The sequence below is a fragment of the Clostridioides sp. ZZV14-6154 genome, from assembly GCF_020657785.1.
Taxonomy (GTDB): domain Bacteria; phylum Bacillota; class Clostridia; order Peptostreptococcales; family Peptostreptococcaceae; genus Clostridioides.
The window spans coordinates 26,622-47,112 of the sequence record NZ_JAGWCY010000017.1; the positions used below are offsets into that span (position 1 = coordinate 26,622).

A 20,491-nucleotide genomic window follows, 5' to 3' on the forward strand; every position below is an offset into this window, starting at 1 on the left:
ATCTTTCTTAATTTATATAACTAATTATATATAAATAATTTTATCTAAACTATGTATTACAATTTAAACTTTGTTGTAAAATATATTATAGTGATTGTGCTATAGCACAATCAAATATGATTATAGGAGTTTTAGAATGAAACTAATAGATTTAATGAAAGAAATATCTCAGTATATATCAGTTTTAAAGCCATTTTCAGACGAAGATATAGATATCACCAGCTTAAATATTTATAAAAATAAGCAGACTGAATTTATTTCAGGATGTTTGTATTTAGGAAATATATCGGATATTCCTGTAAATTTGACCAATATAAATTTTTTAGGTATATTTATACAGAATGAAAATAACAGTGATTTGAAAATATACAATTTAAATTCAAATATTTGTATCATAAAGTCTAAAAAAGAAAAATATGACCTTTTTAGTGAACTATTAAATGTCATCAATCAAGAAATACATATTAGTTTATCTTCTCAAAAATTTTTTAATGTAGTCTCTGAAAATAAAGGCATACAATATTTAATTGATATAGCATATGAGGAATTTGGCTATCCTATAATAGTTAGAGATTCTAGCTTCAAAGTCTTAGCTTATTCTTGTAATGTTAAGGATATATTGCAACTTAATGAAGATTCTAATGGTGACACATATTTAAATGAAGAAACTATAAATTACATAAAATATCAAAATATACACAAAAAAATATATTATAACAAATCTACTAAAGATGAAAATAAACCAAATAACTGGCTTGGCACACTAATTTCATCAGTATGTGTAGAAGAAATCGAGGTAGCTCATATAGCCGTCTGTGAATTGAAAATACCCTTTAAGAATTTTCACTTTAAACTATTAGAATCACTTAATAAAGCCATCTCTCTTGAACTACAAAAAAATAATTTATTTAATATAGATAAAAAACTTATTCCTAATTATATACTTTCTGATTTATTGGAAAAAAAATATATAGATGATGATACTATAAGTAAAAGATTTCACTATTTAAATTGGACTAAATCAAATTCATTAAATATAATGGTAATAGTAAACAAGGATAATAATTCTTTTGACAGTAAAGTACCTTTTATTATGCAATCTTTAAGTGCATTTATACCTTCTAATAACTGTGTAGTATATAAATCTGCTTTAGTTGTTTTTATTAATGATTCCTTGATTCCTAATTTAATCGATTGTGAAAATAAGGATTTTATTGATTACTTAAAGCTAAATTCACTTTATGCTGGTATAAGTTCAAAATTCTCAAAGTTATCTGATAGCCATAAATATTATAATCAAGCTAAAAGAGCCAGTGAAATTGCTCAAAAATATGGTATAAATTTTTCTCCATTTGGAAAAAGCATACCATATATACTTTACGAGCTACTTAGTGCAAACTATGATTTATATGATCTTAATCATCCTGCTGTAACTAAATTGATGGAAGAGGATAAAAAAAATGGTTCTAATTTCTTAGAAACTTTAAAACAATATATATACTTCAGTAACTCCCCCAGTAAGGCAGCTAAGATTTTAAATATTCATAGAAATACTTTATTTTATAGAATTAATAAAATAAAGGAAATTACCGGTATTACATTAAATTATGCTGATGAAATACTTCAAATTTATATTTCTATAAGGATGCTTGAAATTAATAAAAAAATAGACTACTTGCCTAAGTGATGTTTACAATTAAAAATAACTACAGCTAGTTTTGTATTTTCACAAAATTAACTGTAGTTCCAAGTTATAATTATATTCTAAAGATTTATATAATCATCTATCACATAACTATACATATTAATCAAATTTTTATTGTATTAAAATTAATGTATATAAATATCTTCTTCAAATAAACAATATGAATTTTTTCCAGATGCCTTTACATTATAAAGTGCTCTATCTGCATTTTTAAACAATTCTAAAAATGAATTTCCATTTTGAGGATACCTTGCAATACCAATACTAACAGAAGCCTCAAAGCTAAAACTTAAATCTTTGTAATTATCTGTAAGAACTCTGTTTAATTTTTTTGCTTTTTTATGTATATTTGCTTCTGTATAATAATCTCGCATATATACCACAAATTCATCTCCACCAATTCGACCAATTAAATCTTCATTATCAAAATTAGCTTGAATCTTCTCAGCAAAAGTTTTTAGTACAAAATCTCCAAATGGATGTCCAAAATTATCGTTTATCTCTTTGAAATCATCTAAGTCAATAATGAATAAAGCATCTTTTTTATCACCTTTATTCATGACTATAGCTTCTTCTACTAATTTTTCAAATACCCCTTTATTATATACATTAGTTAGGGAGTCTCTTTCTGCTCTAGTTTTTAATTCTTCATATTTTTTTATATCATTATCTACATCTACAATTACTCCCACAACTTTTAAAATCTCATTCTCATTATTACAAATATTTGTTGCTGATGTTCTACACCAAATATACTCACCACTAGATTTTCTTAAACGATAAACTGCTTGATTATGTTTGTTATTCTTTTGAATACTTTCAAAAAAACTCTCAAAGATATTATAATCTTCATGATGAACTAAATCTTTATCTCTAATTTCTTTAAAAATATTTTCACAAACACTACTATATCCAAATTTTTCAGTCCAAATTTGAGACACAAATGACTTCTTCTCCTTGATGTTCCATTCAAAAACAACAGAATCAGTCTGTTCAACAATAGTTTTGTAACGCTCATTACTAAGCCTTAATTCTTCCTTATGAACTACTTCTTTTTCAAGCATTTCATATTTCATAGACAATTTAGTCTTTTCTATAATAGATTTAAATAAATAAAATACAATAAAGTTGATATATAAAATACCAACACTTGATATTAAGTTTAAAATTTTTAAACTTTGAGCTGGAAAAAATTTATTTATATCAAAAATAGAAATAGATAAAAATACACTAAATAAAGGTATTACAAGTAAAGGAAGCCAATATTTTATTGGCATATCTGAATGTATGTCCTTTTTAAAAAGGCAAACAATTTTACAGATAAATAAAAAAACAATTTTTGATAAAATTACAGCTAATACTCTTATGCTATTATTTTCAAACATTATTTTAAAATCTTCTTTTATAAATAAAACAAAGATACTTGTAACTACAACTTCTGATAGTATAAAAAATGAACTTAGTAATACAGTCGCAAATAATCGTGTCTTTATATTTCCTTCATACAAAAATGAGGACGAAAAAATAAGGATAAAAATTAAAGGCATTGTTACTATAGGATTTAAAGTTACTAAATTAGAAATACCTAAACATATCATAAAACCCAATCTAGCATATTTTATAGCTTTTGTATATTCTTCTCTTTGACCTAAAAAATCTGATAAAAACATATGGACAACAAAGGCTTCAAACACAACTGTTACTAAATTTGTAATATCAAAAAGCAGTTGTTCTTTCATAAATAATTTTTTGTAAAATCAAGGGTCTCTTTAAACTTAAATACTCCTCAGATTTTACTTTTCCTTTCTCTATCTATATTTAAACACGTACTTTAAATGTCAAATTTTACAATATATGTCAGCTTGATATTCTTCTTTTTTCAACAGTATACAATAGATATATGTAAAAAACAACTTTAAATATTACTATATTTTCTTTAATTACTCTTTATATTTTTTTATAACTTAAACACTATAGTAAATTTAGCACCCTTTTTCCCATTTTCTACATATATACGACCTCCATGCTTATTTACAATGGATTTAACTATTGATAATCCAATTCCATGATTTCCGCCAACTCCCTTGTAAAATCGGTCAAATACATGAGGTAAATCTTCTTTATTAATTCCTATTCCATCATCTTCCACTATTACAACTATATTTTTTTGATTATGTTTACATATTATTTTAATTTCACTCTTAGCATATCTTAAAGCATTTTCTATAAGATTCATAAATGCTTTGGATATATTTTTTTCATCACATTCAAATAGAACCATGTCTTCCTCAAATTCATAATTAAACTTTATTCCTTTATTTATAGCTCTTACATTTTGCCTAGAGCCACAGTTTGAAAGCACTTCTCTTAAATCACATTCTACCATTTCATAATCTTTAGTGATATTATCTATTTTAGAAATATACAGTAAATCTTCAACCATATCATTTAACCTATCACTTTCTTCAAGTATGATATCACTTGCATGTTTGCTATCTATAATATTATACTTTATAGCTTCTGCATATCCTTTAATAGACATAAGTGGAGTTCTAAGTTCATGAGATGCATTTTGGAAAAATATTTTTTGCTCATTATCATACTTATCCAGATATTCAGCACTCTTATTCATAACATTTGAAAGCTCTACTAACTCCTTATCCGAAAAATCAAAGTAATTTCTTTTAAAATCTCCTTGACCTATTTTTTTTGCAAATCCACATAACTCTTTTATAGGTTTTGCAATTTTTTCAGATAAAATCACAGCTGTAAATATCGCCAATATCCCAGCAAAACACATTACAGATATTAATACAATATTTATCTTCTGGGCTAAATTTAAAGTCTTTGATATATCTATAAAAAGTATTAAATAATTATCTTGTTCATCATTTATACTAGTAATTTTTACAGTGGAAATATAATAATCTCTATTTCCAGTAGAAACACGTGTATTATTATCTGAATTTAAATCCAATTTTTCATTTTGAATATAAGTTCTAATCAAATCCATTTCATCAATATTTTTTAAAAAATCATCCTCTCTAGTTGGAAATATCAGTTTATAGTTAGAATCAACTACCATTGCATCTGCATCTGATTGCATCTCTGCCATTCTAACCTTATCTTGTACATTTCTAATAAAGTTCGATAATTCTTTAGGAGGTAGCTTTCCATCATTCTGCGGAGGCTTAATAGGCTTAAAATTACTATCCATATGTTCTATCATTTCTGTAGATTTTGTAAGTTCTTCATTTGCTGTTGTTTTTATATATGTATTGACCAATATGTTAAAAGATACTAATATTATCAAGAAAACCACTACTGTCAAACCTAATATGCTCACTAAAATCCTAGTTTTTATACTTATATTTTTCCTTGAAAATTTCAATTTAAATAATGATTTAACTTGATTTTTTATACTTTTATTATTTTCATTTTCCATCTGATTTTTTCTCCTTTAATCTAAACCCAAATCCCCAGACAGTTTCTATTAAAATATTTGTTTCTAAAATTTTTTTACGTAGTCTCTTTACTGACGTATAAACTCTATAAATTTATATAAATACTTTATATTTTTTATAGTTTTATTTCCTTTTTCATCCTGCCCTATTTTGAAATTCATAAGAATATCTACTCTAGTTTAATATGGCAGTCCAAAGGCTTAAATTCGACCTCGTCAATGTCTACATATTAGCACAATCTTTTTATTTGATTTTCTATGCTAATTTAAGTAACCACACTGGCGATTACTTTTATAATTTGCTAAATTAATACTTGCATTTTTATCCCTATCAATCACAAGATTACATTTTTCATTAGGACATACATAAGTCCTATCTTTTAACTTTAAATCTTTTTTGATAGTTCCACAACATGAACACATTTTACTACTTGGATAAAATCTATCTGCTTTAACAAATTCAATTTTGTTCCATTTGCATTTGTATTCAAGTATAGTTATAAACTTATTAAAATATTGCTCTGAAATTGATTTAGACAAGTGTTTATTTTTCAATAAACCTCTTACATTTAAATCTTCTACTACTACTCTACAAGGCTTGGTTTTCACTATTGTATTAGTAGTTTGGTGTATATGATTTAATCTAATATCAGAAAGTTTTTTATAGACAAGTTTTATCTGCTTTTCAACTTTTATGATATTTTGAGTTTTTAAAAGTTTCTCACCTTTTTGAAAGGTGTTACCACTTTTCAACATATCATATTTCCTTGAAACTTGCCTTTGAAGTTTTCTAAGTTTTTTATTTAATCTTTTAACTTCTTTTGATTTATTAATGTTTTTAAAAGGCTCATCTATATTACTAACTATGGCTAAATCCTTGATACCTAAATCAATACCTATACTTTCATTAGTAAGTTTAATATCAGTTTTTTCCTCGACTTCCATTGCTAGTGACAAGTACCAATACTTTCCATTAAACTTTACCCTTGGATTTAGAACTTTTATAATCTAATTATAGCCATTGTGAAAATTACAGGAACACTCATAAATAGAGAGTTTCTTTTTTTGCAAGTTTATTTAATTTAACATTTGACGAATTATAAAGTATTTATATTAATTTATAGAGTTTATACATTTTTATCTACAATCGCTACTTTGTAGATGCTATTTCGCTCACGCTAATAACCACTTCCTTTCAGAACGTGCAAAGACTATTTCTTCATCTTCAGCATTACCTGTTAAGAGCCACCCATTTCTTCCCTCAATCGCTTAGGGCTTTACGACCTCTCGGTCTAGTCGTTTGACCTTCCTATTTCTAGGCTTGGCGACCAAATCTCCATTGTATAAGCACTTAGGATTTAACCTTATGCCATCTCTACACTTGTTATGATTTCTCCCCATCATAAAGGTTTCTGATTCTATCCTTTATTGTGGTAGTAGAGCTTTAGGGTTTACTGGTTTTAAAGTGGTGTCCTATGCAGATTTCTCTACATACGCAGTATAGTTTATATTTTTATAATTTTTTTATAAAGTTTTATAAACTATTTGTTACTGTATCATCTGCAGCTCTTGTCTCAACTTCTATATCATATCCCCATATTTTATTTAACAATTCATCCCTAGAGACTGCTCTATCTCTATTTTCAAATAAATATGTCAATAAATTATATTCATTTGGTGTAAGATCTATATTGATATTTTTACTTGTAACCATCTTACTTTTTTTATTTATTGTTACATCTCCAAATTTTAATTCCATGTCTAAAAAATCATTACACTTATCATAATTCTGTTTCTTCTCAAATTCAATCCTTCTAAATATAGACTTTACTCTCATAACCAATGACATAGGACTAAAGGGTTTTGTAAAATAATCATCACTTCCCAAAGTTATTCCTGTGATATAATCTATGTCAGTATCTCTTGCTGTAAGCATTATTATTGGTACTGTACTTTTTTCACGAAGCTTTGTGCATACTTCAAATCCACTTGAACCTGGCATCATTATGTCTAGGATTACTAAATCACATTCTTTTTTATTAAATTGTTCTAAAAGTTCATCTCCAGTTTTAAAATCTACAACATTGTGACCTTCATTTTTTAAAAACGTCTTTACTAAATTTCTAATATTATCTTCATCATCTGCTATATAAATTAATTTCTGCATAAAAAATTCCTCCTTATTTCACTTTTAATTTAAATTAAATAATCTAATATACTAATTGACTACTAATTTCTAATAAGATTTCTATTTCAATTTTTCTCCTATACTTAAATTATATCAGTTTTTTGTAGTACGTTAGTTTCAAACTTGTTTGGATTTTAAGGCAAATTTATGGCAAATATAAGCTTTCGATAATATTGTTGAATTGTATATAAGAAATAGTACAACGTAATAGTTCAATAATCGACTATATTTATTCGTTTTTTATTAAAAATGATATTTGTCATGTTTTTTATTGAATATTCTAACTATTACCATTATAATTATACTAAATACTATAATTTATTGTTTTTTTAATAAATTTTTGCATATTAAAATCTGTTCATCTCACTACTTCAACTATTTTAGATTTTTCTTGAATCAGTTCAATAAAATTTAGGTTATAACAAAATCAAACTAGATAAAATTCTTTTGAAAGGGGAATTTAAAATGAAAAAGTCAATTAGATATTTTTTATTTTTGATTATTTTAGTTATTCTATATCTTTTAGTTGTAAAGCTGAATTTTGACTACTATGTACAAACTCGCACTGACTTTGCCTTCAACTTTAATAAGCTTCTCTTTATTAATTTAATTTCATGTGGTCCCATTGGATTATTGCTGGGATTTGAATCATTTCTTAATGAATATAGAAAAAGTGGCAGTTGGAGTATTAATGTACCAAGATTGATTATTCTTTGTTTACCATTTCTTTTACTATCAGCAATGCCTATATTAATCTTTAATTTTGGAATAGGAAGATTACCAATTGTAGGTAGCATTATTATAACTGATAACAAATTCTTAAGCATAACAATTTTTAATATATTATTTGGATATTTTTTAATAACAAGTTTTTACAAGAAATAGTATATATATTAAATAGTTTAAATAAAAATAGCTATCTTTAAATAATCAAAATTATTCAAAGATAGCTATTCTTTTAGAATTATCTTTCGTATTCTTATACTAGTTTGTAATCTTCTGGGTTTAACTTACTTGCTGCTGCTTCATCTACTATAACTATAGTATCTTTATGAAGTTGGAGTATAGAACCAGGAACTTCTGGAGTTATATCGCCATAAACAGTTTTATATACTGCATCAGCTTTTTCTTCTCCTGAAGCTAAAAGTAATATTTTTTTAGATTTTAAAATTGAGCCAATTCCCATACTTACAGCTTTTTTAGGAACATCTTCTCTTGATTCAAAGAATCTTGCATTAGCTTCTATTGTAGATTCTGTTAATTCAACTACATGAGTTCTTTTTGCAAATTTATTATCAGGTTCATTAAAACCTATATGAGCATTACGGCCTATTCCAAGTACTTGTACATCTATACCACCTGCTCTATCCATAGAAGCTTCGTAATTCATACATTCTTTTTCAATATCATCAGCCATTCCATTTGGTAAATGAGTATTTTCTGACTTAATGTTTACATGATTAAAAAGATTTTCTTTCATAAAATAATCATAACTTTGGTCATTAGATATTGGCAACTTATAGTATTCATCTAAATTAAAGCTTATTACATCTGAAAAATCTACTATATTTTCATTATATTTCTTAACTAAATCTCTATACATACCTATTGGTGTACTTCCTGTAGCTAATCCTAGTATTGAATTTGGCTTTAAAACTATTTGAGCCGCTATCATTTCAGCTGCTTTTTTACTCATTCCATCATAATCTTTACATACTAATACTCTCATTTTATTCCTCCTAAATTTTAGCTAATACTTTCACTGATATAAGTTTAATTTATTACTATTTTTAAATATCTTTTATTTTCTTTAAAGCTTATTTTTTACACACTACATAGTTTTGTATACTACTTCACCCAAGCATAGAGTCATCTTGCAGTCCAAATTTTTATCAAAGACAGCTATATCTGCATCTTTACCTATATCTAGACTTCCTTTTTTATCATTTATGCCTAAAGATGTTGCTGGATTTAAAGATGCTAAATTAATTGCTTCATTTACTCTAAGGTTTGTATTATTTAGAAAGTTAAGTACCATTTTATTTAAAGACAATACACTACCAGCTAATGCACCATTTTCAAGTCTTGCTTCATTACCTTTAACTATAACTTTTTGACCTCCAAGAGCATAATTTCCATCTTCAAGCCCACCTGCTTCAATAGAATCTGTTATTAAAATCAATCTTTCTCTACCTTTGTTGTTCAATATAAATTGAAATAAATCTTTATTTATATGGATTGTATCTGCTATTAATTCACTATATACATCAGTTGTAAGTGCTGCACCGACAACTCCAGGGTCTCTATGGTTTAATCCAGTCATTGCATTAAACATATGAGTTATATTTGTTACACCTAAGTTTATAGCTTCCTTAGCTTGCTCATAACTTGCATTACTGTGACCAATAGATAAAACTATATCTGTACATCTTTTGATTTCTCTAGTAAAGTCAAAATCTATATCCTTTTCTGGAGCATAAGTTATGACCTTTATAACATCCTTGTATTCTTTGATAAATTCATATTTTGAATTTATTATAAACTTTTCATTTTGTGCCCCTTTATAATTTTCATTTATAAAAGGTCCTTCTAAATGTGCTCCTAATACTTGAGCTCCTCCAGTTTTTCTACTTTTAGCTTTTTTAATAACTTCAAGTGCATCATAAACATGCTCTTTATCCATTGTCATTGTAGTTGGAAGAAAAGATGTTACACCATGTCTCATTATTGATTTTGAAATTGTCTCAATAGATTCATCAGTTGAATCCATTGTGTCTTTCCCCATATTTCCATGTATATGAATGTCAATAAGACCTGGAGATATATATTTACCATCAACATCTATAACTTCACAATCTTTTGGTATCTCATCAGCTATATCAATTATTTTTTCATCAAATACTAATATTTTATTTTCTAAAATTTGATTTTTTAATACTATTTTCCCATTAATTAAACATTTCACCTTATTCACCTACTCACTCAATACTATTTCATATTGATATTTATCTGTTCTAAATATCGATATGGTATACTCTATAGGATTACCTTCTTTATTATAAGAATTCCTATGAAGTTTAAGGGCTAAAGAACCTTCTTCTGTTTCAAGAAGCTTACTTTCTTCATCTGAAAGTATAATTGGCTCCATTACTTGCTCAGCTTTTTGTATCTTGTAGCCATATTTTTCATTCAAAACTCTATATAATGAAGAATTATCTAATATTCCTTTTGTAAGACCTTTACACATTTCTTCTGATAAATACACTATTTCTAATCCAAATGGCTCTCCATCTGTATATCTAAGTCTAATAATTTTATATATATTTGTTGTATTATCACTTATTTCAAGCTTTCTTTTTACTAAATCGTCTGGTAGTTCCATCTCAAAGGATAATATATCCGTTCTTATGTTTACTCCCTTTTCCTTCATTACATCAGTGAAACCTTTTACATTTGAGAACTGATACTTCTTTTTTTGCTTTGCGACGAATGTACCCTTTCCTTGTACCCTGTAAAGAAGACCTTCTGTAACTAAGCCAACAATAGTTTTATTCACTGTCATACGACTTACATTTTGTATATTACAAAGTTCTCTTTCTGGTATTATTGCATCACCTTCTTTAAGCTCACCTGTTTCTATCATCTCTCTTATTATGGCACTTAGTTGAGTATGCAATGGTATATTACTAGATTTATCTACTATTTTCATAAAATCACCACTTTTCAATATGGTATATACCAATTTTGGTATATACCAATTATACTTTAAAAGAAAATTTATTTCAATACTTTTAACTTATTTTGTAAAAATTTTAGGAAAATCTAAAGACAAAAAAGAAATTGGAGTTTATACTATATAAGAAGCTAAATAATTGAAAATACATGAATAATTACATTATTTATTATAAATTTCACTAATACTAATACATATACTGTGAAACACTACTACATAAGAGTAGTATGACTAAATTGTAAATATAAAATGAGAGGATGATTTTAATTTGATAAAAATAGGTGATTTTAATAAGCTTATAGTAAAGAGAAAAACAGAATTTGGATATTTCCTAGATGGACAAACTAATAACACAAAGGACGATGTGCTTCTTCACAATAGATTAATAGGAAAAAATGAAATAAATATAGGCGATGAAGTAAATGCTTTTATATTTAAAGATTCTGAGGATAGAACTGCTGCAACTTTAATACCTCCTTTAGCTAAAGTTGGAGATGTTGCATATCTAAAAGTAGTTGATAACACAGACATTGGTACTTTTATAGATATGGGGCTTACAAAAGACATACTAGTTCCTTTTAAAGCTAAGACTTATCCATTGTTTAGAGATGAAAAATATTTATTTTATATATATTTAGATAAAAGTGGAAGAATAGCTGCTACTACAGATATAGATTCATATTTAGAGACAGACCATACTTACAATGCAGGGGATGTGGTAAATGGAGTTGTGTATGGATTCCAAACCAACAACTCTGCTATGATATGTGTTGACAATAAATATGCTGGTGTAATCCTTCATAATGAATACTTTACAGAATTAAAAGCTGGAGATGTTCTTGAAAATTTACATGTTATAAAAATATATGATGATGGTAAATTAGGGCTTTCTCCTAGAGGAAACAGAAAAGATGAACTTGATACCTTAGAAAATAAAATTTTAAGCTATTTAGAAGGTTCAGATGGATATATGAGATTTAATGATAAATCTGACCCTAAAGATATTTCTATCTTATTTAATTCAAGTAAGAAAAATTTTAAACGTGCTCTTGGAGTACTTATGAAGAAAGACTTAATTTATCAAGATGAAGATGGAACTTATCTAAAGTAAATTATATAACACAAAAATCGAAGTAAAAATGAAAGATATTTTCTATTTCATATTTACTTCGATTTTTGTTTAAGTTACTACCTATATTTATTGCGCATTTACTACATCTATTATGTCTAATTCACAAATCTTTTTAATTGGTTTTCTTACTGATAGTAAAGTTATTAGTATCATAGTCACCACAATGATAAACAGTAAATCAAAAGGTATTTGCCACTCTATATGAAATTTTAATGTTACTAAAGATACAAATATATACCTATGTAATATTAATCCAAGTACACTACCCAATAAACACCCACTTAAAACATATGTACTTGATTCTACTATTACCATTTTTCTTAATTGCTTATTGGACATGCCTATTGCACGCATAATACCATAATAATTTATTCTACTTGTAACACTTATACTCATACTGTTTATGATATTAAACATACTTATAATCGCAATTATAAATACAAACCCATATACAAAAATTGCCATAGTGTAAAATGAATTTTTAGCTTCTAAGTTACCTTGTCGCTTATCTCGAACCTCTAAAGTATCATCTAGCATACTTCTTATATTTTGAATTAAATTTCCAGGAGCATCTTCATCAACTTGAGTATCAATTATTATATAGTCTTTTATACCTGTTACATTTGTAAAAGTATTTTCAGATGTTATAATATTTCCAATATATTTGTCTTTAACATCAAATGGAGTTGAAGAAAGTATACCCGCTACCTCTATCTCTTTCTTAGAATTTCCATTTTTAATATATATCTTATCTCCAATATTAAACCCATGACCTTCCTCTACCAATCCAAGATTTTCTGACTCTAATTTTTCTTCATTAATTTCCCCTTTTACTAGATACTTTTTAGCCCAGTTAAATTGATTCTTTTCATAAGAAATTAGCTGAGATTTTGCCCCTTTATTATCATATGTAGCCTCTATATCTGTCATCATTCTACTATATACTTTTTTTATTCCTTTGATATTACTTATTTCATTAATATCTTCTTTAGTAAGAACAGATTTAAAGTCAGGGTCAACAATAGATATATGAGCAGCTTCTGGCTTTATAGGTTTAAGTGCTTGATACATAAAGTCTATAAATACACTAAAACCTAAAAATAACACAATACTAATAGCAAATGAAGAAGTCATCAGTATAAAAGATTTTTTTCTTGAAAAAGCATGATTTATTCCCATAGAAGTATCAATTTTAGAACTTCTTGCATTAGCAATTTTACTTGCTTTTTCATTAGTTAAAATTTCTTTGAACATTAGATTTCCACGTATAGCACTTAGTGGCGATACTCGAGAAGCTTTTTTTGCTGGAACAACAGCTGATAATATTACTGTTAAAAATCCTACTATTATTCCAAACACAATACCTATAAAGCTAACCTTTAAAATTGGCATCGAACCAAATAACTCTGTATTCACATATTTGAGAAATATAGAGGATATAATGGTTACAATACTTCCTAATAACACCCCTATTGGAATAGCCTTTACACTTAGAATTAAACTTTCTAAAACAACAAATTTTTTGACTTGGAGTTTTGATGCTCCCAAGCAACGTAATAGTCCAAAAAATTTTATTCTCTCTACTACACCCATATTAAAACTATTGTATATCATGATAATACTTGCTATTAACACAAGTATAAAAAGTACTCCTGCTGTCAAGTAAAGTGGTTTAGAATAATCAGAGTCACCTTGACCTATAATAGAAAGTAATTTTTCATTTTTACCAACTTGTTTATCACTTAAGTTTAAGGTGTTTTTAATATCAGAGGTTGCTTTTCTAATATTAACTCTGTCTTTAAATGTAATATAATAATTATTATATGTTTCTGATTTTTCAATAGCTTGTATACCTAGTATTGAAAGCATCAATCCATGTTTATCTGAGGCTTTTAATCCTGCCATTGATGAATATACGCCTACTATCTTATAGTTTTTATCTCTCCCATCTGACAACCTTACTTTTATAAAGTCTCCTACTTTTAAATTAAATTCCTTAACTGCATCTATATCTATTAAAGTTTCATTCTCTCCAACAGGATAACGCCCTTTTATTATTTCTAGACCTAATTGTTTTGCTAAATCTTCATCTAAACCTTGTATCAAAATCTCCCTTGATTTAAATTCTCCATTTTTAGCAACTTGCCCTCTCCCATGGTGAGCTATATCTACTCTACTACTTATTTCTGATATAGCTTCTTCATTAAGATTTTTAAGTACTATGTGCCAATTTCCATCATCCTTAATAAATTGTACTTTTTGACATTGTATAGCCATATCTGCTAGTCCAAAAATAGCAGTAACTAAACATACTGCAATGACAATACATAAAATTGTAGTTTTATTTTTTTTCTTATGTACCTTTGCATACTGTGGTACTAGCTCTAAGTAGCTTCTCATTCTCTATTCACCCCCAGGTCTTTAAGCACTCCGTCAGAAACCTGCAGTATCCTATCTGCTGTAGAAGCTATATTTGTATTATGAGTTATCATAATAATAGTTTGATTATATTTTTCTGCTGTCACTTTTAAAAGTGAAATTACATCACTACTATTTTTACTGTCAAGATTTCCCGTTGGCTCATCTGCCAATATAATTGATGGCTTTGTAATCAGTGCTCTTCCAATTGCAACCCTTTGTTGCTGACCACCAGATAATTGATTTGGAAGATGGTTTTTTCTATCTTTAAGACCTAAGATTGTCAATACTTCATCTAGATAAATAGTATCTGGTTTTTTGTAATCTAGTAGTAAAGGAAATACTATATTTTGTTCCACAGTTAATTCAGGTATAAGATTATATGATTGAAAGACAAATCCTATATTACGACGTCGAAAAATAGTCTGTTTTTCTTCTTTCATTGAACATATTTCTTTACCATCAATAAATATTTTTCCTGAGGTTGGAGTATCAAGACCTCCTAAAAGATTTAATAATGTACTCTTACCTGAGCCAGATTCTCCAACTACAGTCACAAATTCTCCCTTAGAAATTGTAAATGATACATCTTTTAACGCCTCTACTTTTGTGTATCCATTTCCATATGTTTTACATAAATTATTAACCATAAGAATATCCATTTGCTCTCTCACCTTTCTAATTGATTAATATCATAATAATTCATACACCTTACTGTAAGATGTATCCTATCTTACATATTAGTAAGCTTTAAAAAACTTAGAGTAAATGTACATCCTTGTGAAAAATTACTTTCTACAGTGATGGTTCCATTGTGTTGTTCTATGATAGATTTGACTAGTGGCAACCCTAGTCCAAGACCTTGATTATTTTTTGAAAACTTACTCCTATAAAATCTTTTAAATATATGATGTATATCTTCAATATGAATTCCATTTCCAGTATCCCTTACTGAAATAATAGTTGTTATAGGTGTTTCAATCCACTCTATCATTATTTTATCGTTCTCTTTTGTATTATCTAATGCATTTTTTATAAGATTACTTAAAGCTTCTGACATCCATTCATAATCGCAAAATAAGTTTGTATTTTCTAGGCCTCTTATAGAGATAATCTTTCCTTCTTTTTCTGCTCTAGTTTCAAAACTATATAAAATTTTAGTAATCATTTTTTTTATGTTAACACTATTTTTGTTAAGAATTATTGTCTTTGAATCTATCTTTGTAATCTTTAATAAATTTTGTATCAATGATTCTATACGCTCTAATTCATTTTGACTCTTCTGGACAAAACCTTCAATAACTTCACTATTATGAATCTCTTCTTGCAATATTTGATTGTACATCATCAATGCAGTAAGTGGAGTTTTTAGTTGATGTGATATATCTGAAATTGTATTTTTAAGAAATTCTTTATTCTGTTTTTCTTTCAATATATGCGTGTTTAGAGATGTTGACATAGCATCTATTGAACCAAATAACTTTGATAAGCTACCTTCTTCATAAGTATTTAACCGTACATTTATATTTCCATTCATAAATGAATCAATTTTATAACTAGCTTCTTCTATCTTGTTTTGTTGCCTAAAAAAATACACATACAGTATAAAAATAATCAAAGCAAAGAACATAAATAAATACAGAAACATAGTTTTTATATATTTACTTTGAAACAATTTCACACTTGGCATAAAACTATCATCTGTATCAAAGTCATATCCAGCTGTATTTAAGATTTCTTTTCCTTTTAGAAGATACTTATCTTCATTAGTAGTGAATACTGCTGGTATTTTTGATTTATCAACACCCATACTCTGTAAATATCCAGCTATATTATAATCATGTTGTACCAATGCTCTTTTATAATCACTGGTTATATTTACAACTACTACTTGACCTACTACCATAAACATCAATAAAACGGATATAATCGCCAAAAAAAATATTTTTATGTCTTTATTAGAAAATATCTTCATATTAACACCCTCACTTTATAACATTCCATTTATAGCCCATTCTTCTAACTGTTAATAGAAATTTTGGATTTTCTGGATTATCTTCAATCTTATTTCTTAGTCTTCTTACATATACAGACAAAGTGTTATCATCTACAAAACTACCATTTCCATCCCATAGCTTGTCCAATATATTTTTTCTCGTAAGTACAATGTTTTTATTTTTCATAAGTAGGCACAATAATTTATATTCTGCTGTAGTAAGTTCCAGCTCAATTTCATTTTTAAAAACACGATTTTCAAGTAATTTAACAGTAATATTATTTGATTTTAATTCAGCTATATTTTCATTTGTAAAATTATAACGTCTAAACAAAGCTTTTATTCTTGAAATTAACTCATTTAATTTAAAAGGTTTTGTTATGTAATCATCTCCACCCATATCAAGCCCCATTACTACATTTACTTCTTCATCAGAAGCAGTTAAAAATATAATTGGCACATTAGAAATTTCTCTTACCTTTTTACAAATATCAAAACCATTACCATCAGGTAAGGATACATCCAAAAGCAGTAAATCATAATTTTTTTCTTTGTACATTTGCAATGCTTCTTTTACTGTTCTTGCTATATCAACACTAAATCCACTCTTTTGTATAGAAAATTCTAACCCATATATCAAACTTAAATCGTCTTCAACCAACAATATACTACTCATCTCAATCACTTCCATTTTATTTATTTTTATTTTTCATATATTATATACCTAACTTATTATATTTTTACTCTGTTAAAAATACAATACCTTGAAATCAATGATTTAAATATTTTAAAATTATTTTTATATGATTTTATATCATTAATTTAATACTTTGAAATCTTAATAATTAAAAAAGCTTAAAATACACTAAGTATTCTAAGCTTTATTTAATCATATTTTATATATTTATATTATTTATTTTTTTAAAATACTATTTTCAATACTGCCTTTATCAAACATTTCATTATCTTTACCATTACCTATAGAAATATCACTTATATTTCTAATATTTGTTGAATAGTTACCACTAAGTTCCATCTTATCGAAATTCATATGCCCTAGCTTTTGTATTACAAATCCCATTGATGCAAGTAAAATAGCAAATATTATATACTGACTAAAGTTACTCATATAATAATTTATAATGTTATATTCATTCCCTGTGACTGTTAACTGTTTTGTAGATAGCATAGTATATATATATTCAGTACAATTTATAAATACATATATACCATAAATAACCAACAAAATAGATAAACAGTACATTATAATTGAAACTTTTGATATTTTTTTAAATTGCTTCACTCCAAAACTTTTTTTCAACTTCTCAATAAAATTTTTCATTTTAACTCCTCCAATACATTATTTAATAAAATATAATAATATTAGTATATAGAGTTAATGTGTTTATAGTATTAAGTTTTAATGAATTTTATATGAGTTATTGATTTTGTATAAGCTTATTTCCAGCGCTTTAATGTTGGAAAGAAATTATTCATCATACTTCTTGCTTCATCTTCAGTCATACCTTTATTACTTTGAACCATAGGAGGTATACAGATTTCTATCATCTCTTCCATACTTATATCAGCAGTAAATTCACCATCTTTAAAACAATAGCTACAGTAATCATCACTTTTACTTCCATCTTTATTTGTTCCATACAATTCATTAGTACATCCCATTGGCATACCACAACATTGACAAAATCTAGTTTCTTCCATTATAATCACTCCTTGTATATTTTTCTTTGGCTCCTAACCATATTTAAATTATAGCAATATTAATATGACATGATTATGTCATATTAAAAATAAAAAGACTAATAAAATTATATATTAAGATATAAATTCTATTAGTCTATATTTTATTTACTCACTTAAATTTTTGATTCTTAAATAAAGGTTATATTCTATTTACTTTAGTCTTTATTGCTGCTTCTTTAACTGCTTCAGCAACATTTTTTACTACATTTTTATTAAATACATCTGGTAATATATATTCTGGACATATTTCTTCATCAGTTATTGTATTAGCAATTGCATATGCAGCTGCTATTTTCATTTCTTCATTTATTTCTTTAGCTTTCACATCAAGTGCCCCTCTAAATATTCCTGGGAATGCTAAAACATTATTAACTTGATTAGGGAAATCTGAACGACCAGTTCCCATTATAAACGCTCCACCTAATTTTGCTTCTTCTGGCATTATTTCTGGAGTAGGATTTGCCATTGCTAGTATTATTGGTTTTTCAGACATACTTTCAACCATTTCTTTTGTTACAGTTTTTGGACCTGAAACACCTATAAATACATCTTTACCTTTTATAACATCTTTCAAAGAACCTTTTTCATTTCTTATATTAGTTACATCTAACATTTCTTTTTGAACCAAATTTAATCTTTCCATGTTAGCTTCCAGTGCACCACTTCTGTTGCATAGTACTATATTTTTAACATTCATTTTAAGTAATATTTTTGCTATTGCTATGCCCGCAGCACCTGCTCCATTTATAACTATTTCTAAATCTTCTATTCTTTTGTTTTCAATTAACTTTATTGCATTTATTATTGCTGCTGCCACTACTATTGCAGTACCATGTTGGTCATCATGAAAAACAGGTATACTCAAAGATTTTTTTAATCTATCTTCTATTTCAAAACATCTTGGAGAAGATATATCCTCTAAATTTATTCCTCCAAATACTGGTTCCATTAATTCCACAGACTTAACTATTTCATCTACATCATTAGTCTTTAAACATATTGGAAAAGCATCTACATCTCCAAATTGCTTAAATAATATAGATTTACCTTCCATAACAGGTATAGCTGCTTCAGCACCAATATTGCCTAATCCAAGTACAGCACTTCCATCACTAACTACTGCTACTAAATTACCTTTAGAAGTATATCTATAAACATCCTCTTGATTTTCATGTATTTTTAGACAAGGTTCTGCAACACCTGGCGTATATGCTGTTGATAAATCATCCTTAGTTTTAACTTCTACCTTACTTTCTACATTTATTTTCCCTTTATTAACTTCATGCATTTCTAATGCCAATTTTGCGTAATCCTTAGACATCAATCTTCCTGCTACTCAAAATATGGTCAAATATATCCATATCGAGATTTTTCCTTCTTCACTGAACCTCGCCTTGCCTAAGCTACTACGATTTGGTATAGTTCTCCAAAGGCTTAAATTCCGAAGTTAGCCCTCCGTACATATATAAGTGCTTTTGAGCCGCGTGTGGGAAAATTACTTTGTATTTAAGCTATCTTATATTTTTTAGCATTTTTAAGATTAATACTTGCATTTAAATCTCTATCAATAGATAAACCACAACTACATTTATAAACTCTATCTTTAAGTTTTAAATTCTTATTAATCTCTTCACACTGGCTACAAGTCTTTGATGATGGATAAAATCTATCAACAATTCTAAGTTCTATATTATTTTGCTTACACTTAGACATTAGTTTAGTTTTGAACTCAAAGAATTTCTGACTTGCTATAGCCTTTGATAAATGCTTATTTTTCATCAAATTAGAAACTGCTAAATCTTCAATAGTTATATAGCTTGGTTTTTGCTTTATAATCGAAGATACAGTTTTATTAATATAATCAGTTCTTATATTAGTCAATCTTTGATGAAGTTTTTGTACTTTAACTACTTGCTTTTGGATATTTTGACGAGTAGCTCTCCCTTCTTCTATTTTATTTCTTATTTTTAAACTCTCATATTTTCTTGAAAGTTTTCTTTGCTCTCTTTTTAATTTCTTTTCAACTTTTTTGATAGTTGAAGTCTTATTTATATTTTTAAATTTACTTCCATTTGAACATATTGCAAAATCT

At 26.9% G+C, this 20,491-nt stretch carries 18 protein-coding genes; 2 read left to right on the forward strand and 16 right to left on the reverse strand.

Annotation, left to right across the window (positions count from 1 at the left end):
• Positions 1-136: 136 nt before the first annotated feature.
• Positions 137-1,687 carry a PucR family transcriptional regulator gene (locus tag KGF45_RS18665; protein ID WP_227830111.1) on the forward strand — a complete coding sequence of 517 codons (1,551 nt, stop codon included), beginning with the start codon at positions 137-139 and terminating at the stop codon, positions 1,685-1,687.
• 143 nt (positions 1,688-1,830) lie between these two features.
• Here the strand turns inward: KGF45_RS18665 and KGF45_RS18670 are convergent, their stop codons facing one another.
• From KGF45_RS18670 to KGF45_RS18705, 8 genes are all read right to left on the reverse strand, one after another.
• Complete coding sequence (locus KGF45_RS18670) at positions 1,831-3,444, reverse strand: sensor domain-containing diguanylate cyclase (RefSeq protein WP_227843024.1); 1,614 nt, start codon at positions 3,442-3,444, stop codon at positions 1,831-1,833.
• Positions 3,445-3,662: 218 nt separating this feature from the next.
• Complete coding sequence (locus KGF45_RS18675; protein WP_227830113.1) at positions 3,663-5,150, reverse strand: sensor histidine kinase; 1,488 nt, start codon at positions 5,148-5,150, stop codon at positions 3,663-3,665.
• Between the two features lie 279 nt (positions 5,151-5,429).
• On the reverse strand, positions 5,430-6,176 hold the full coding sequence (locus KGF45_RS18680; RefSeq protein WP_413926603.1) for an RNA-guided endonuclease InsQ/TnpB family protein: 747 nt from the start codon (positions 6,174-6,176) through the stop codon (positions 5,430-5,432).
• A 526-nt stretch (positions 6,177-6,702) separates the two neighbouring features.
• A complete protein-coding gene (locus tag KGF45_RS18685; protein WP_227841504.1) occupies positions 6,703-7,335 on the reverse strand; it encodes a response regulator transcription factor in 633 nt (210 codons plus the stop codon).
• Between the two features lie 569 nt (positions 7,336-7,904).
• Complete coding sequence (locus tag KGF45_RS18690) at positions 7,905-8,183, reverse strand: hypothetical protein (protein ID WP_227843025.1); 279 nt, start codon at positions 8,181-8,183, stop codon at positions 7,905-7,907.
• A gap of 152 nt (positions 8,184-8,335) precedes the next feature.
• Complete coding sequence (gene nagB, locus KGF45_RS18695) at positions 8,336-9,085, reverse strand: glucosamine-6-phosphate deaminase (RefSeq protein WP_227830116.1); 750 nt, start codon at positions 9,083-9,085, stop codon at positions 8,336-8,338.
• A 102-nt stretch (positions 9,086-9,187) separates the two neighbouring features.
• Positions 9,188-10,321, reverse strand: coding sequence for an N-acetylglucosamine-6-phosphate deacetylase (gene nagA / locus KGF45_RS18700; protein WP_227830117.1), 1,134 nt, complete (start codon positions 10,319-10,321; stop codon positions 9,188-9,190).
• A gap of 9 nt (positions 10,322-10,330) precedes the next feature.
• A complete protein-coding gene (locus tag KGF45_RS18705; RefSeq protein ID WP_227843026.1) occupies positions 10,331-11,065 on the reverse strand; it encodes a GntR family transcriptional regulator in 735 nt (244 codons plus the stop codon).
• 292 nt (positions 11,066-11,357) lie between these two features.
• Between KGF45_RS18705 and KGF45_RS18710 the strand changes: the two genes are divergently transcribed.
• Positions 11,358-12,200 (forward strand): S1-like domain-containing RNA-binding protein, encoded by an 843-nt coding sequence (locus tag KGF45_RS18710; protein ID WP_227830118.1) that lies wholly within the window; start codon positions 11,358-11,360, stop codon positions 12,198-12,200.
• 87 nt (positions 12,201-12,287) lie between these two features.
• On the opposite strand, the gene KGF45_RS18715 is transcribed toward KGF45_RS18710, so the two are convergent.
• From KGF45_RS18715 to KGF45_RS18750, 8 genes are all read right to left on the reverse strand, one after another.
• Positions 12,288-14,621 (reverse strand): ABC transporter permease, encoded by a 2,334-nt coding sequence (locus KGF45_RS18715; RefSeq protein ID WP_227843027.1) that lies wholly within the window; start codon positions 14,619-14,621, stop codon positions 12,288-12,290.
• A complete protein-coding gene (locus KGF45_RS18720; protein ID WP_227830120.1) occupies positions 14,618-15,301 on the reverse strand; it encodes an ABC transporter ATP-binding protein in 684 nt (227 codons plus the stop codon). Before KGF45_RS18720 ends, KGF45_RS18715 begins: the two co-directional genes overlap by 4 nt.
• Before the next feature lie 71 nt (positions 15,302-15,372).
• A complete protein-coding gene (locus KGF45_RS18725) occupies positions 15,373-16,614 on the reverse strand; it encodes a sensor histidine kinase (RefSeq protein ID WP_227843028.1) in 1,242 nt (413 codons plus the stop codon).
• A gap of 10 nt (positions 16,615-16,624) precedes the next feature.
• Positions 16,625-17,311: a response regulator transcription factor gene (locus tag KGF45_RS18730; protein WP_227830122.1), complete on the reverse strand. Its 687-nt coding sequence runs from the start codon at positions 17,309-17,311 to the stop codon at positions 16,625-16,627.
• Positions 17,312-17,548: 237 nt separating this feature from the next.
• Positions 17,549-17,977 (reverse strand): hypothetical protein, encoded by a 429-nt coding sequence (locus KGF45_RS18735; RefSeq protein ID WP_227830123.1) that lies wholly within the window; start codon positions 17,975-17,977, stop codon positions 17,549-17,551.
• A 116-nt stretch (positions 17,978-18,093) separates the two neighbouring features.
• Positions 18,094-18,357: a zinc ribbon domain-containing protein gene (locus tag KGF45_RS18740; protein ID WP_077705485.1), complete on the reverse strand. Its 264-nt coding sequence runs from the start codon at positions 18,355-18,357 to the stop codon at positions 18,094-18,096.
• Positions 18,358-18,538: 181 nt separating this feature from the next.
• Positions 18,539-19,720, reverse strand: a complete 1,182-nt coding sequence (locus tag KGF45_RS18745) for an NADP-dependent malic enzyme (protein ID WP_227830124.1) — start codon at positions 19,718-19,720, stop codon at positions 18,539-18,541.
• 185 nt (positions 19,721-19,905) lie between these two features.
• Positions 19,906-20,491, reverse strand: a 586-nt coding sequence (locus KGF45_RS18750; protein WP_227843029.1) for an RNA-guided endonuclease TnpB family protein, incomplete at its 5' end; no start/stop codon positions are given.

Coding starts and splice junctions, on each gene's coding strand:
- KGF45_RS18665 (WP_227830111.1), top strand. CDS start 137: ATGAAACTAATAGATTTAATGAAAGAAATATCTCAGTATATATCAGTT.
- KGF45_RS18670 (WP_227843024.1), bottom strand. CDS start 3,444: ATGAAAGAACAACTGCTTTTTGATATTACAAATTTAGTAACAGTTGTG.
- KGF45_RS18675 (WP_227830113.1), bottom strand. CDS start 5,150: ATGGAAAATGAAAATAATAAAAGTATAAAAAATCAAGTTAAATCATTA.
- KGF45_RS18685 (WP_227841504.1), bottom strand. CDS start 7,335: ATGCAGAAATTAATTTATATAGCAGATGATGAAGATAATATTAGAAAT.
- KGF45_RS18690 (WP_227843025.1), bottom strand. CDS start 8,183: ATGCTTAAGAATTTGTTATCAGTTATAATAATGCTACCTACAATTGGT.
- nagB (WP_227830116.1), bottom strand. CDS start 9,085: ATGAGAGTATTAGTATGTAAAGATTATGATGGAATGAGTAAAAAAGCA.
- KGF45_RS18705 (WP_227843026.1), bottom strand. CDS start 11,065: ATGAAAATAGTAGATAAATCTAGTAATATACCATTGCATACTCAACTA.
- KGF45_RS18715 (WP_227843027.1), bottom strand. CDS start 14,621: ATGAGAAGCTACTTAGAGCTAGTACCACAGTATGCAAAGGTACATAAG.
- KGF45_RS18720 (WP_227830120.1), bottom strand. CDS start 15,301: ATGGATATTCTTATGGTTAATAATTTATGTAAAACATATGGAAATGGA.
- KGF45_RS18725 (WP_227843028.1), bottom strand. CDS start 16,614: ATGAAGATATTTTCTAATAAAGACATAAAAATATTTTTTTTGGCGATT.
- KGF45_RS18730 (WP_227830122.1), bottom strand. CDS start 17,311: ATGAGTAGTATATTGTTGGTTGAAGACGATTTAAGTTTGATATATGGG.
- KGF45_RS18735 (WP_227830123.1), bottom strand. CDS start 17,977: ATGAAAAATTTTATTGAGAAGTTGAAAAAAAGTTTTGGAGTGAAGCAA.
- KGF45_RS18740 (WP_077705485.1), bottom strand. CDS start 18,357: ATGGAAGAAACTAGATTTTGTCAATGTTGTGGTATGCCAATGGGATGT.
- KGF45_RS18745 (WP_227830124.1), bottom strand. CDS start 19,720: ATGTCTAAGGATTACGCAAAATTGGCATTAGAAATGCATGAAGTTAAT.